General features: G+C 41.9%; 16 protein-coding genes and 1 tRNA gene. 6 read left to right on the top strand and 11 right to left on the bottom strand.

Annotated elements, in window-relative coordinates; genetic code table 11:
* The 5 genes from MMAH_RS03610 to MMAH_RS03590 all read right to left on the bottom strand — a co-directional run bounded on the left by MMAH_RS03610 (position 1) and on the right by MMAH_RS03590 (position 3623).
* On the bottom strand, positions 1-327 hold the full coding sequence (locus tag MMAH_RS03610) for a DUF2103 domain-containing protein (protein WP_013037182.1): 327 nt from the start codon (positions 325-327) through the stop codon (positions 1-3).
* 39 nt (positions 328-366) lie between these two features.
* A complete protein-coding gene (locus MMAH_RS03605; protein ID WP_013037181.1) occupies positions 367-804 on the bottom strand; it encodes an ACT domain-containing protein in 438 nt (145 codons plus the stop codon).
* 49 nt (positions 805-853) lie between these two features.
* Positions 854-2158: a phenylacetate--CoA ligase family protein gene (locus MMAH_RS03600; RefSeq protein WP_048902104.1), complete on the bottom strand. Its 1305-nt coding sequence runs from the start codon at positions 2156-2158 to the stop codon at positions 854-856.
* Between the two features lie 68 nt (positions 2159-2226).
* Entirely contained in the window at positions 2227-3192 is a 966-nt protein-coding gene (locus MMAH_RS03595; RefSeq protein ID WP_013037179.1) for a DHH family phosphoesterase, read from the bottom strand.
* A 65-nt stretch (positions 3193-3257) separates the two neighbouring features.
* The gene (locus MMAH_RS03590; protein ID WP_013037178.1) at positions 3258-3623 is read right to left on the bottom strand and encodes a prefoldin subunit beta; all 366 of its coding nucleotides are present in this window, start codon (positions 3621-3623) and stop codon (positions 3258-3260) included.
* 253 nt (positions 3624-3876) lie between these two features.
* On the opposite strand from MMAH_RS03590, the gene MMAH_RS03585 reads away from it, so the two are divergent.
* Together MMAH_RS03585 and MMAH_RS03580 are read left to right on the top strand one after the other, a co-directional pair.
* Positions 3877-3947: transfer RNA gene (locus tag MMAH_RS03585), tRNA-Cys, on the top strand.
* A 228-nt stretch (positions 3948-4175) separates the two neighbouring features.
* Positions 4176-4412 (top strand): sulfurtransferase TusA family protein, encoded by a 237-nt coding sequence (locus tag MMAH_RS03580; RefSeq protein ID WP_013037177.1) that lies wholly within the window; start codon positions 4176-4178, stop codon positions 4410-4412.
* 78 nt (positions 4413-4490) lie between these two features.
* On the opposite strand, the gene MMAH_RS03575 is transcribed toward MMAH_RS03580, so the two are convergent.
* Positions 4491-5300, bottom strand: a complete 810-nt coding sequence (locus MMAH_RS03575) for a HesA/MoeB/ThiF family protein (RefSeq protein WP_013037176.1) — start codon at positions 5298-5300, stop codon at positions 4491-4493.
* 282 nt (positions 5301-5582) lie between these two features.
* On the opposite strand from MMAH_RS03575, the gene thrC reads away from it, so the two are divergent.
* The 3 genes from thrC to MMAH_RS03560 all read left to right on the top strand — a co-directional run bounded on the left by thrC (position 5583) and on the right by MMAH_RS03560 (position 8138).
* Complete coding sequence (thrC, locus tag MMAH_RS03570; protein WP_013037175.1) at positions 5583-6830, top strand: threonine synthase; 1248 nt, start codon at positions 5583-5585, stop codon at positions 6828-6830.
* 20 nt (positions 6831-6850) lie between these two features.
* Entirely contained in the window at positions 6851-7126 is a 276-nt protein-coding gene (locus MMAH_RS03565) for a ubiquitin-like small modifier protein 1 (protein WP_013037174.1), read from the top strand.
* A 100-nt stretch (positions 7127-7226) separates the two neighbouring features.
* On the top strand, positions 7227-8138 hold the full coding sequence (locus tag MMAH_RS03560; protein ID WP_013037173.1) for an ABC transporter substrate-binding protein: 912 nt from the start codon (positions 7227-7229) through the stop codon (positions 8136-8138).
* Between the two features lie 76 nt (positions 8139-8214).
* Here the strand turns inward: MMAH_RS03560 and sat are convergent, their stop codons facing one another.
* The 3 genes from sat to MMAH_RS03545 form a co-directional block, all read right to left on the bottom strand.
* Positions 8215-9369, bottom strand: coding sequence for a sulfate adenylyltransferase (sat, locus tag MMAH_RS03555; RefSeq protein WP_013037172.1), 1155 nt, complete (start codon positions 9367-9369; stop codon positions 8215-8217).
* 58 nt (positions 9370-9427) lie between these two features.
* Positions 9428-10174 carry a phosphoadenylyl-sulfate reductase gene (locus MMAH_RS03550; RefSeq protein ID WP_013037171.1) on the bottom strand — a complete coding sequence of 249 codons (747 nt, stop codon included), beginning with the start codon at positions 10172-10174 and terminating at the stop codon, positions 9428-9430.
* Between the two features lie 208 nt (positions 10175-10382).
* Positions 10383-11243 carry a 4Fe-4S binding protein gene (locus tag MMAH_RS03545; protein WP_013037170.1) on the bottom strand — a complete coding sequence of 287 codons (861 nt, stop codon included), beginning with the start codon at positions 11241-11243 and terminating at the stop codon, positions 10383-10385.
* Positions 11244-11437: 194 nt separating this feature from the next.
* Between MMAH_RS03545 and MMAH_RS03540 the strand changes: the two genes are divergently transcribed.
* A complete protein-coding gene (locus MMAH_RS03540) occupies positions 11438-12397 on the top strand; it encodes an inorganic phosphate transporter (protein WP_013037169.1) in 960 nt (319 codons plus the stop codon).
* Positions 12398-12403: 6 nt separating this feature from the next.
* On the opposite strand, the gene MMAH_RS03535 is transcribed toward MMAH_RS03540, so the two are convergent.
* Together MMAH_RS03535 and MMAH_RS10445 are read right to left on the bottom strand one after the other, a co-directional pair.
* Positions 12404-12634: a hypothetical protein gene (locus MMAH_RS03535; RefSeq protein ID WP_013037168.1), complete on the bottom strand. Its 231-nt coding sequence runs from the start codon at positions 12632-12634 to the stop codon at positions 12404-12406.
* Between the two features lie 178 nt (positions 12635-12812).
* On the bottom strand, positions 12813-12977 hold the full coding sequence (locus MMAH_RS10445) for a hypothetical protein (RefSeq protein ID WP_172632571.1): 165 nt from the start codon (positions 12975-12977) through the stop codon (positions 12813-12815).
* Positions 12978-12999: the final 22 nt, after the last annotated feature.

Below are 12999 nucleotides of genomic sequence, written 5' to 3'. Positions count from 1 at the left end.
TCACTCCATAAACATTGCATTTAATTCCTGCATTATTCTTTCTCCCTCTTCTTCCATCCCAACATTTGTAACAATTCTTACTTCCTGGGAAGAAGTACCATGGGTCAAAAGAGCCCTCAAATTGCCTCTGCTATCCGGACGAAGAATTTTAATATCTATCTTTCCCCCCGGTGCACTCTTACCTTTAACAGTAATTACTGAAGGGATTATCCTTTTGACATCTGGATGATCACTGATTATTTTAAGCAGTTTCTTGCCATGCCTGCCCCCTATGATGGTGGAATGCGAACCCCCAAGTTTGCTCTGTAAGGTGGAATTAGTAGTCATATATAAGAGCCGTGGTTTTACTTTCCAAAAAAAGAAAGATTAGATGTTTTGCACATCATTCATATCCAGCAATGGAATTCCTTCGTCACAAAGCGTTTCAACAGCAGTATTCAAATCATTAACCCGGATTATGAGGAACGCTTTTTCTGTTTTTGTTACAAAAGCGTAAGCATAATCGATGTTGACACCTTTTTTGCCAAGTACCTCGGATATTGTTGCAAGCTGGCCGGGTACATCTTCCATTTGTATGCCCAGGACATCTGTTTCGGAGACTGTAAAGCCTGCATCATGCAAGACACGATGTGCTTGTTCCGGCTTGTCTACTACCATCCTTATAATTCCGAAATCCCCTGCTTCAGCGATAGTAAATGCTCTTATATTGACGGATGCCTCTTTGAAGCTGGATGCAATATTTGCAAGGCGACCTGGCTTATTCTCTGCAAAGAGCGATATCTGTTTGATAAATTTCTCTTCCATGGGATCATCAACCTGCGGTGTTATAATCTATAAATTACCCTGAAATTCTTTATAGCTTTCTATTATCGATTACCTTTTTGGATTTACCAATAGAACGTGGAAGGGTACCATTTTCTACCAGTTCGACACCAACAGAAAGATTGAGCACACTCTTTAGGGCAGAGGCAACTTTTTTCTCCAGGAAGATTATGTCGTTGACCTTGTCACTAAAGGCTTCATCATTCATTTCAATCTGTATCTTCATTGTATCCATTTCATTGATACGATCCACATGTATCATGAAATGCTCTCCAACTTCGGGTATCTTCATAAGCACGGATTCTACCTGTCCCGGGAATACGTTGATTCCACGGATAATCAGCATATCATCCACACGTCCGGTCACCCTCATTATTCTGGGATGTGTACGTCCGCATTCACAGGGTTGCTTGTTCAGGATTGTATAATCTCCTATCCTGTATCGGATAAGAGGCAGGGCTTCTTTTGTAAGAGTGGTTATTACAAGTTCTCCCTTTTCTCCTTCTGGTAGAGTTTCTCCAGTTTCGGGATCGATTATTTCCACAATAAACTGGTCGCCCCAGATATGAATTCCGTCCTGGCAAGTACATTCAGTAAAAAGCGGGCCACTGAGTTCAGAGGTACCAAACACATCATACGCCTTGATACCTGTAGCATCTTCCATACGCTTACGCATTTCCTCAGTCCATGGTTCGGCTCCGAATATACCGGTTTTCAGGCCGGTATCTTTCTGGAAGTCAATTCCCTTGTCGTTTGCTTCTTCTGTCATGTAAAGGAAATAAGAAGGAGTACATGCAAGCGTTGTGGTACCGAGATCCTGCATCAGTTCAAGCTGTTTATCGGTGTTACCAACACTAATAGGCAAGACTGTGGAACCCACTTCTTCAGCACCATAATGCAGTCCGAGCCCACCTGTAAAAAGACCGTATCCGTAACTTACCTGAAGGACATCTCCCCGGCCCACACCAATCGAGGTTAATGCTCTTCCGAGGGATTTGGCCCACTCATGGATGTCATTTTTGGTATAACCCACAACCGTAGGTTTGCCAGTAGTACCTGAAGAAACATGGTAACGTACAAGCTGTGTATCAGGTACACAAAACATTCCTTTAGGATAATTGTCCCTGAGGTCCTTTTTATAGGTAAACGGAAGTTTTTGCAGGTCATCCAGGGTCTTGATATCTTCCGGTTTTACTCCGGCTTCATCAAAACGTTTTTTGTAAAAAGGAGAGTGAGTATAGACATAGTCTACAAGATGGCGCAGCCGCTCCTCCTGAATCAGTTCCAGCTCATCAAGGGGCATTCTTTCAATCTGTGGGTTCCAGTATTCGATCATGTTATCACATAACAGCCATTTTGTCATGTACAAAGTACATCATTATCTATGGTATTTGAAATTAAGATTTATAAACTAGACGGATTCTTCTTATTCCGGAGAACTTCAATAACCTTTTGTTTGCAGGCCCAAAGTATCTCTTCCATATCGGCAACTACATCGATACCCGCAGCACCTGCATGTCCTCCACCTGTGCCATTGTAATCAGCACTCACATCTTCCATGATCTGACCCAGGTTTACTCCGGCATTTACAGCATCTCGCTTTGCCCTTCCGCTAACCCGAATAGAATTTTCTTTCACCGTACCTACAAATGCAACATCAGCACCTATATTTATCAGCATTGAAGAAGCAGAACCTCCAAAGGAGCTTACATGTGAGGTAGCCACAAGCCAGCTTTCCACTCTTTCAATCTCCGCACGATTAGCCGTCTTTAGCATGGCAATACGCATAGACACATCCTGTGGAGTGGAAGCCATCAGCTCCAGTACTTCCGCATATTCAACACCACTACTTTCAATGATATTAGAAAATGTACGGAAAGTATCACTTGTTGCATGTTTGAAATGCCCGGTATCGGTCACTATCCCTGTCATAAGACCCACTGCAGTGCGGTTCATAATAGGGGCACCCATACATTTCAGTACATCATAAACTATTTCTGCAACAGATGTCTTATTGCGGTGCAGATAAAATGCTGCATTCTCTGTAAGAGCGGTTGTGGCGTGGTGATCAATCACACCATAGTGACACAGTTCAATATCATTTAATTGTGCAATTGTTGAAGTATCTACTACAACCGTAAGATCGTAGTCTTCGGGGTTTGGGTCTTCCACAACATCAATCTCGAGTTTGTCAACCAGCAAGGAAGCGACACGATTGCAACCATCAACCAGTCCTACTTTGCCCCCAATAGCTTCAGATAGAGCAAAGGCACTGCTTACGGCATCGGGATCCGCATTGCGATGACATAGATACAGGATATTATGGTAGTCAAGAAGTTTGTTGTAGAATCCCTCTTCATCTACTTTCATTTCAACCTCTACCTATCACTACCCGCAATTGTGCCGGCAAATGATAGTTGGCAGGCAGGTCAGGCTCACTGTGCCTGATAACCGCCCTGAGTACCCATGGCCTGTTTGACCTGTTCCTGAAGCTGGTTGAAACGTTTGGAGACGCGTTCTTCCTGACGAGAAATAGACTGCAATCTCAGGGAAAGAGTTTCATTTCTCTCTTTGAGCTTTTCAATAGCATCATCCTTGGTAGTACGTATCTGCATGTCCCCAACAGTCCTGTAGACAACTGCATCACCGGACAACTGTTCAAGTTCTTCAAGAGCGTTTTCCGTTTCTTTCAGTGTACTCTCGATCTGGTTTTTTTGCATGGCAAGTGTCTGGGCCTGTTGCTGAACCTGCTGCAACTGTGCCAGCTGGTTCTGGACCTGTGGGGGTAGTTCTGAACTCATTTTAGTTTCACCTGAGCATCCAATAAACCTAAAATGATTTTAATGTTTCTATGGTTCATGTATCCTGAAAAGATGGCTTTAATTGCTTCTTCATAGTAGCACAAAATTGCGGGAATGAATACCGAATCTTTTCATTAGCACTTCTTAAGACCAGAGTAACAGCTCCAATTTGCCTTTATCTCAATCCTTATATATTATTTAACCCTATTACACAACCATTCACAACAGTGAATTGCAGTTTGCATATGTATATGGCTGGATGGCAGAGTGGTTATGCAACCGACTGCAGATCGGTATAGGTGAGTTCAATTCTCACTCCAGCCTTCGTGTATCTCAATTTTCTTAGGAGACACCGCCAAAGAGAGAATTATTTTCATTATAACATACCGTAGTTTTAATTCCAAAGAATCTGCAAAAATTTAAAGTATAGAACATGAATTATTTGCCAAAGGCCTGTATAAAACCGAACATATGGAATCGTGCGTATATCCTAAATATTGCCTTATTGGATATTTACAATAATAACCAGAGCATAAACAAAGGTGATAAGAAATGAATGAAATAATAGCAGATTTTGAACTGGATGTAAGGGGACAGTGCTGCCCATACCCCCTTGTTAAGACTAAAAGTACTCTGGATACTCTCGATCGCGAAGAAATTTTAAAGGTTATATCGGATGACCCAATGACCCCCCAAAATATCGTATCCTGGACAAAGAAATCAGGAGATAAACTTCTTTCCGTCCAAGAAAAAAATGGGACATTTACAATATACGTCAGCAAGGTCTGAATTCAGGTTACAGGCAATTTATTCAATTTCAGCAATAGTTTACAGTTAAAGATAGAAAAACAATCTTTATTCTGTGCCTCAATAGGTGCAAAGTTGTGTATCCTGATAATTTTCATACTTGATAGACTTAATTTTGGAGTTTTGACCGCATACAGGACATGATGGATTTTTCCTGATTTTTATCTCGTCGAAAGACATATTAAGTGCATCATAATAAATCATCCTACCCACTAATAAATCACCCAAACCAAGAAGATACTTGACCACTTCGGTTGCCTGTATGACTCCTATAATTCCCGGTAGGACGCCAATGACACCTGCTTCCTGACAACTTGGAACCATCCCCGCAGGAGGGGCATGTTCAAAGAGACATCTGTAGCATGGACCTTCATCCGGAAGTATGGTCGTAACATATCCCTCAAAACGAAAGATACTACCATGTGAAAGCGGCTTTTTTCCGAGGACACAGGCATCATTTACAAGGTAGCGGGTTGCAAAATTGTCTGAGCCATCTACAACTATGTCATAGTCATTTATGATATCTGAAATATTATCAGGATTTATTCTTTCATTATGGGTTATGACATCAACATCTGGGTTCAGTTTTTTGACAAAATATTTGGCAGATTCCACTTTTGGTATACCCGAATTGCCACCGTGTATCACCTGCCTCTGAAGATTGCTTAATTCCACAACATCATCGTCAACAATTCCTATAGTACCTACACCTGCCGCCGCCAGGTACTGTATTATTGGAGAACCGAGTCCGCCTGCCCCTATACAGAGAACTTTGGAGGACAATAATTTCTGTTGTCCTTCCCCGCCAACTTCCTGCAGGATTATGTGTCTTGAGTAACGTTTTATCTGCTCTTCGGTAAATTCATTCATTGTCCTTAACCTCTCTACCTCTTGTATCCTGTCGCCAGCCAGTATAAGGTTTTATGCTGTAAACATTACTTTTGATATCGTTTACATAAAAAAGAATTACGCAGATATATACGTACTTATGCCGGCAATATTTGAATTGGCATCTCAACGATTAAACAATGATCAACTTGAAATTCCAGTTGCAAAAAATCAGGCAAATATTGCCTGATAACTAAGAGTAATATCTATAAGGCATATTATACCAATTAGTAATAGCGAACCTAAAATCAGGTGATATATAACATGAGTCATGTAATTGGTTTAAAATGTAGGGAATGTGGTACCGAGTACCCTGGAGGAATACAGAACACATGCTACGAATGTTTTGGCCCTCTTGAAGTACATTATGACTGGGACGAAATCCAGAATCGTGCCAGTAAAGAAAAAATATCTAAAGGTCCTCCGTCCATCTGGAGATATTCGGATCTGCTACCAATTGACGGTACGAACTATGTGGACCTGGGAGCAGGTTACAACAAACTTCATCGTGCCGAAAATCTTGGCAAAGAGTTGGGCTTGCAGGAACTTTATATCCTTGATGATTCCGTAAATCCCACCAACTCTTTTAAGGATAGGGTAACATCGGTAGCTGTCAGCAAGGCGCTTGAGTTAGGTGCAGAAGCTGTGGGTTGTGCTTCGACCGGAAACCTTGCATCTGCTGTTGGTGCACATGCTGCAAAAGCAGGACTTCCTGCATACATTTTCATTCCTTCGTCAATAGAACCTGGCAAGATCACACAGATGCTTACGTATAAACCTAACACCATTGCAGTCGACGGAACATATGATGATGCTAATCGTCTCGCAAGTGAGGTGGCTGATCTGAACCCGAACTGGGCATTTGTTAACATAACAATCAGACCTTATTATACCGAAGGGTCCAGAACACTGGCTTTTGAGACTGCAGAGCAACTTGGCTGGGACACCCCCGACCATATAGTTGCCCCCCTGGGAAGCGGGGCATTGCTATGCGCACTCTTTAGAGGTTATAACGAACTCGAAAATATAGGGTTTGTTGACAACAGTAGCAATATAAAATTTTCAGGATCCCAACCTTTAGGTTGCTCACCTATATCAACTGCTGTTCAAAATGCTACAGAAGTAGTACCTATAAGAGAGTTGGATACGGTGGCTCATAGTCTTGCAATCGGCAATCCGGCTGATGGTTATTATGCAAAAGAAATAATTCATCAATCCGGTGGATACGCAGCATCACCTACAGATGAAGAAATTATTGAAGCTATACGTTTACTTGCAAATACCGAAGGTATTTTCACTGAACCCGCAGGAGGAACAACAATTGCAGGCCTAAAAAAACTGGTTGAAAGCGGACATATAAATCCGGACGAGAAAACCGTAGTATATGTAACAGGTAATGGCTTAAAGACTCAGGATACAATTGCAAAAACACTTGAGCAGCCGGAATCGATTAAGCCTACACTATCAGCATTTACAAACAAGTACAATAATAATTCTACTAGCACACAATAAAGATCAGGAAAGTGAATAACATGGTATCAGTAAGATTTTCATCAGCATTGAACAACATTACAAAAACAAGATCATCTGAATTTGACCTGCAGAACACGACAATCAGGAGCCTGTTTGATGAATTGATAAAGGAATTTGGCGAAGAGTTCGAAAACCGTCTTTTTGAGAACGGCGAAATTCGCCGGTTTGTTAATATCTATGTAAACGGGGAAGATATAAGGCATCTGTCAGGCCTGGAAACAGAAATAAAGGCATCCGACGAAGTCTCCATTCTTCCTGCAGTAAGTGGTGGTTAAACGTCAGGTAAATGAGGGGCATAAGCCATGAAAATTGTCTTGCCATAATTCATGGCTTTAATTTATCCCCTATTTTTATAAAATATCCAGGAGTTGTGTGATGAGAAAGTCATTAAATATCGGCCATCTTTCGACCATGTACCACACTTCGTTCATATTAATGAATACTGATTGGTTGAAAAAGGCAAATATAGAAGCAAACTGGAGTCTCTTCGGAGGAGGACCTGCGATCGTCCAGGCGTTTGAAAGGGGAGAAGTAGATCTGGGTTATATTGGCCTGCCTCCGGTAATGATCGGTATCGATCGAGGGGTTGCAATAAAATGTATTGCCGGAGGACACGTTGAAGGCACAGTTATGATTGCAAATTCAGAATTCAAATCTCTGGATCAATGTGGAAGTAATCCGTCCTTGTTTTTTGAACAGTTTAAGGGATTAACCATTGCCTGTCCCCCAGACGGGTCCATTCATGACGTGATAATTCGTAACTGCATTAAAAAAAGTGGTTTTGAAGGGAAAATCACTGTTAAAAATTACGAATGGGCTGATATGATCCCTGAAGCTATGGCTGATGGTGAGATCCAAGTTGCAGTCGGCACCCCTTCCCTTGCAGTTGCAGCTAAAAGATTTTGTAATGCAAAAACCGTCATCTCACCTGACAGGTTATGGCCAGATAACCCAAGTTACGGTATCATCGCAAGTGCTGACGTGATTGAAAACTTTCCAGAGCTGGTTTTAGACTTCATCAAAATACATGACAAAGGATGTAAGTTCATCCGCAAAAATCCCGGAAATGCAGCCCGGATTGTTGCAGAAAAAGTCGGAGTAGTAGATGCTGATTTTGTGCAGGAGATGTATGAAATATCCCCTAAATACTTTGCTGGGATTTCATACAAATATATTGAATCAACCATGAAATTCAATCCGACCTTACATGAACTTGGTTTCATCTCCCAGCCATTGGAAGAAAAAGACATTTTTGATATGCGTTTTGTGAACCAGCTAGCATTATAACATTGTGCCACCTAACAATTTCAAAAATATCTCCTGTTACCTCCGGTAAGGATGTAACAGGATTATCGTTTTTGTTTCACTCAACAAAAGGATTGTCATACTTCAATATAACATCTGCAATTTCAGGCCTCATGGAATCTGCCGGAGGGCGTTTCCCAGTCACGAGTAACTCCCGCATACGAGTTCCACTGAAATGTATGTAGAAATCCGAAGAATGTGGGCAGATCTTTGAATGGGCAATACTTCCACATTTCTTGCAGTAGAAGAAGGATTTGAAGAACATAGGGATTATGCCCAGATCATCGAATTCGGAGAAAATCTCATGTGCTGCAAACGGAGGATAGAATGATCCAACCCCTGCATGATCACGACCCACAATGAAATGGGTACATCCAAAGTTCTTGCGTACAATCGCATGGAATACTGCTTCACGGGGGCCTGCATAACGCATTTCGGTCTGGAAAATACCCAGGGTGGCTCTCTCCTGCGGGAAATAATTCTCGATCAAAGTTTCATAAGCTTCAAGGATTACATCATCCCTGAAATCACCGGATTTCTTTTTACCGATCACCGGGTTTATGAAGAGGCCATCCACATTACTGAGTGCTGTTTTCTGAATATATTCATGACCTAGGTGAGGCACATTCCGGGTCTGGAATCCCACAATGGTATTCCAATTCATCTCCTGGAACAGTTTTCTTGTCTCTTTGGGTTTCAATGCATATTTGGGATAAGGGGACGGTGTTTCTTGTAGGAGGTCTATCTTACCCCCTACCAAATTGTCTTCCATCCGGTATGTATTGGCAACTCCGGGGTGGGATTTATCCGTAGTTCCAAAGACCTGCTGAGCATGAGCATCCTTATCGAGGTCGTAGATTTCCTCAACATGAAGAAGAGCTATCGGCCTATCTTCATACCGGAGGATGACGTCATCGCCGGATTTAATTATTGAGGCCTTTTCATGGGAAATATCAAGTACAATCGGAATTGTCCAGGGGATGCCATTTGACAATCTCTTGTTAGAGAGCACATTTTCATAATCTTCACGAGTGAGGAAGCCTTCAAGGGGACTGAACAAACCATTGGCTATGTTTTCCATATCTCTGGCAATCCCTATGTCCACATCCATACTCTGGAATTTATCTGTCTGACTGATTATTTCCCTGACATTTTCCGAGGAAAGAGTTCTGTCAATTAACTTCCCACCATGCGGGTTTTGTTGTTTAATCATATTGTATCTTCCCTGTAACTGGAGATTCTAAATACTAAAAAGAGCGAAAACTGTGCCCTTATTTGTGACTCTGTCCAATATTACCGGAGTGGAGTCCACACTCTTTTTTGGTGGCTTCTTCCCACCACCATCGACCTTCACGTTCATGTTGTCCGGGCAGTATCGGCCGGGTACATGGTTCACAGCCAATGCTGACAAATCCTTTTTCATGAAGCTCATTGTAAGGAACATCATTTTCTCTTATGTATTGCCATACCTGTTTTGATGTCCAGTTTGCCAGAGGATTGAATTTTACAAGGTTGCCATCCCCAAACACCCTGTCAAGCTCAATAACGGGAATGGATAAACGCGTGCCGGGACTCTGATCTTTTCTCTGGCCTGTTACCCAGGAACCAACATCATTAAGTGCCCGTTTGAGAGGGTCCACTTTCCTGACCCCACAGCACTCTTTGTGACCATCCCTGTAGAATGAGAATAATCCCTTCTGACGGACCAATTCTTCAGTCTTATCCCTGTTGGGAAAATATATCTCGATAGGAATATCATAATAGTCCCTGACCTTGTCCATGAATCGGTATGTTTCAGGATGCAGTCTTCCTGTGTCCAGTGAAAATATCCGTACATCATCCCTGATCTTCTTTGCCATATCGATTAACACAATATCTTCAGCCCCGCTGAATGCTATGGAAATGTCCGGGGAATAATTTCCCAGTGCATATTCCAGTATTTCCTGCGGAGAACTGTGTTCATATTCTTTATCTAATTGTTCTACTTTTTCTGCTAATCCCAAATCCTCCTCTGGCATTGTATCATCCTCAATTCAATATTCCTTAAATTCATGCATAGCTTAGTAATTCATTTCACATCAATCATTATCGTTTTTTGTACATCTGTTTCAAGAGACATCTTTTGAAAATATCCAGCAACTATAGCCACGGCTAAGTAAACACCAATTTTGACCTATTTGCCGGACAAACACCCTTCAGATAAGTGCGTAAAGCGAATGGTTAGATTTATTCAAGTACATCTGCCTTGTATTTTTCCAGTCCCACTCTTTTAAGAGTATCTCGGAACCTTTCGCCTGCAGGTGCATTTTCCCTGTAGAAATCCAGTGTTTTCTCGATTATCTCAAAGAGCGTTTTTTCATCCACAATATCTATCAATTTGATAGCGAGTTCAGGATGCCTGCCAACCTTTCCTCCAACCCAGATGGTGTAACCGGATTTGACTTCAATCCATGCAGATGTGGGACAGACAAAAACACAATCACCACAGAGATTGCATTTCTCCTCATCAAAATACAGGGTGTCATTTTCTATTTTAATTGCATCCACCGGGCATGTCGTTTCACAGAGACCACAACGTGTACATTTATCATCGATCCACTCTGGTTCAAGACCACCCATTATTCCGAAGTCGTTTTCCTGGGGCTTCATGCAGGATGACGGACAACCCGTCACAGCAAACTTGAATTTACTCGGTAATTCAGAAGCAAAATATTTTTCATCAATTTTTCTGGCAATACCTAATGCATCTATCAAACCATGGGTACAAACACGGTCTCCCTGACAGGCAACAACTCCCCTGACTCTCGGACCACAGGTACCTTGATGCACATTTGCCGATTCCAGCTCATTCAACATGGCATCTGCATCTTCAAGTTCCACAAATGAGATTTCAGCTCCTTGTCTGGAAGTTATGTGGATTTCTCCTTTTCCATACTTATCCGCAGCATTGGCTAGTGACCTCAGTTGGTCTGATGTCAGCTGGCCACCGACTATGCGAAGCCGTATGGAGAAAAAATCTTCCTTTTGGCGTTGACGAAGAAAACCACCTTGTTTGAGCCTTGCATAATTGATTTCTTTTTCTTCCATGCATATTCCCTACTAAGTGTAGTATCGGTTTGCTATATATAGCTGCATCATAAGGCAAATATTGCATTGCATAAAGTGGTAAATTTGGCCTGTTTCTCCATTAATATATATTGTACAATCATTTTAGGAGGTGAATTTAGGAAGCAGTCCCGTTTATATAAAAATTTTTTAATGTAACGATGGAGAATATGAATATGTTAATAATATTGGCAGCACTGGCAGCGGCAATATTCATGGGGATCAATGTTGGCGGAAATAATGCTGCAGCTTCGATGGGTGCTGCTTACGGTGCAAAAGCAAGAACTAAGAATCAGGCAATATTATTGATAGCCGTTTTCTCCTTACTTGGTGCGGTCTTAAATGGTGGGGAAGTCATTAAAACACTAGGGGAAGGAATTGTCCCCGGCAGTACAATAACACTTATTGCCGCCATCATTGCAATCGCAGCAGCTTCTATTAGCCTATTTATCGGAAATTGGCTCAAGGTGCCGATCTCTGCAAGTCAGGCTGCAGTAGGAGCAGTTGTCGGCATAGGTGTATTTTACGGAGTCTTGGATACAAAATTACTTTCCTACATCGTATTATGGTGGATGGCCACACCTATCCTGTCATTTGTCCTTGCATATATTGCTGGCAGATATATCCATCCTAAAGTATTGGTATGGCTTGTCGATCACGAATCCGAAGAACAAATAAGAAAAATAATAGGCATGCTCCTAACAGTTACCGGTTGTTATGTGGCTTACTCTGCAGGGGCAAATAATGTTGCAAATGCTGTCGGCCCCCTTGTTGGAGCCGGATTCCTAGACCCTACAAACGGAGCGATACTTGGAGGCCTTACCCTCGGAGTTGGTGCATTACTGATTGGTGGTCGTATCCTCCAGACAGTTGGAGACGATATTGCAGAAATCTGTGCAATACGTGCCGTCTTTGTTGAATTCATTTCGGCTGTCATTGTACATTCTGCATCTATTGCAGGTGTTCCGGTGGCACTCGGACAGGTTGTGCCTGCAGCAGTCATAGGAATAGGATGTGCCAAAAAAGGAATTGCTACTGTAAAAAGCAAGACTGTCAAACGTATTATTGTAATGTGGGTAGTTTCGCCACTGATAGCAAGTTCCCTGGCATACGCAACAATCCGATTGGTGTCCTGATGCCGGTCATTCAGGACTACGTTTCTTTTTTAATATTTCTTCTGCATTTACCATTTTATCTTCGTTTTCGTTGTAGATTTTCTGTACATTGTCCATTGCTCTTTTCAGGCGTTTTTTCAATTTGACAAGATCCTGATCCGATAGGTTATATTCAGGAACATTGTCTATCCAGAGTTGCTGAACATCTATCAATGCGTCAATTGCAGACTTTGTACGGTTAAGAGTATTTTCATCCATAATATCAAATATGTATAACTCATATTAATGTATAACATGGTGGGGTGCGGCAAGATTTGTCGAGATACAATTTGTTATTTATATGCCAACCAATTGTGATATGATGTTGTTAGAACTATATTATTCCGATACATGCTTGAATTGTCATTATGTCAGAAAGAAAATAGTGGACATCCTCTCAGGTGGAATAATGTTCAAGGAAATCAATATTGCCGGTCCCGAAGGTGCAAAACGTGCAAAGTAGCTGGGAATCGAGGAGGTCCCGACGATTGCCATTGACGGTGAGGTTGTACTCATTGGAAGGGTAGAAAAGGAGGAGATAGAACATGAGATCAATCTGCACCAAACTGGCTAAAGCAACTACG

It is taken from the genome of Methanohalophilus mahii DSM 5219, from assembly GCF_000025865.1.
Lineage (GTDB): Archaea > Halobacteriota > Methanosarcinia > Methanosarcinales > Methanosarcinaceae > Methanohalophilus > Methanohalophilus mahii.
The sequence above is the reverse complement of the archived record's forward strand: the minus strand, read 5'-3'. Positions and strand labels throughout refer to the sequence as shown.

Coding starts and splice junctions, on each gene's coding strand:
- MMAH_RS03610 (WP_013037182.1), bottom strand. CDS start 327: ATGACTACTAATTCCACCTTACAGAGCAAACTTGGGGGTTCGCATTCC.
- MMAH_RS03605 (WP_013037181.1), bottom strand. CDS start 804: ATGGAAGAGAAATTTATCAAACAGATATCGCTCTTTGCAGAGAATAAG.
- MMAH_RS03600 (WP_048902104.1), bottom strand. CDS start 2,158: ATGATCGAATACTGGAACCCACAGATTGAAAGAATGCCCCTTGATGAG.
- MMAH_RS03595 (WP_013037179.1), bottom strand. CDS start 3,192: ATGAAAGTAGATGAAGAGGGATTCTACAACAAACTTCTTGACTACCAT.
- MMAH_RS03590 (WP_013037178.1), bottom strand. CDS start 3,623: ATGAGTTCAGAACTACCCCCACAGGTCCAGAACCAGCTGGCACAGTTG.
- MMAH_RS03580 (WP_013037177.1), top strand. CDS start 4,176: ATGAATGAAATAATAGCAGATTTTGAACTGGATGTAAGGGGACAGTGC.
- MMAH_RS03575 (WP_013037176.1), bottom strand. CDS start 5,300: ATGAATGAATTTACCGAAGAGCAGATAAAACGTTACTCAAGACACATA.
- thrC (WP_013037175.1), top strand. CDS start 5,583: ATGAGTCATGTAATTGGTTTAAAATGTAGGGAATGTGGTACCGAGTAC.
- MMAH_RS03565 (WP_013037174.1), top strand. CDS start 6,851: ATGGTATCAGTAAGATTTTCATCAGCATTGAACAACATTACAAAAACA.
- MMAH_RS03560 (WP_013037173.1), top strand. CDS start 7,227: ATGAGAAAGTCATTAAATATCGGCCATCTTTCGACCATGTACCACACT.
- sat (WP_013037172.1), bottom strand. CDS start 9,369: ATGATTAAACAACAAAACCCGCATGGTGGGAAGTTAATTGACAGAACT.
- MMAH_RS03550 (WP_013037171.1), bottom strand. CDS start 10,174: ATGCCAGAGGAGGATTTGGGATTAGCAGAAAAAGTAGAACAATTAGAT.
- MMAH_RS03545 (WP_013037170.1), bottom strand. CDS start 11,243: ATGGAAGAAAAAGAAATCAATTATGCAAGGCTCAAACAAGGTGGTTTT.
- MMAH_RS03540 (WP_013037169.1), top strand. CDS start 11,438: ATGTTAATAATATTGGCAGCACTGGCAGCGGCAATATTCATGGGGATC.
- MMAH_RS03535 (WP_013037168.1), bottom strand. CDS start 12,634: ATGGATGAAAATACTCTTAACCGTACAAAGTCTGCAATTGACGCATTG.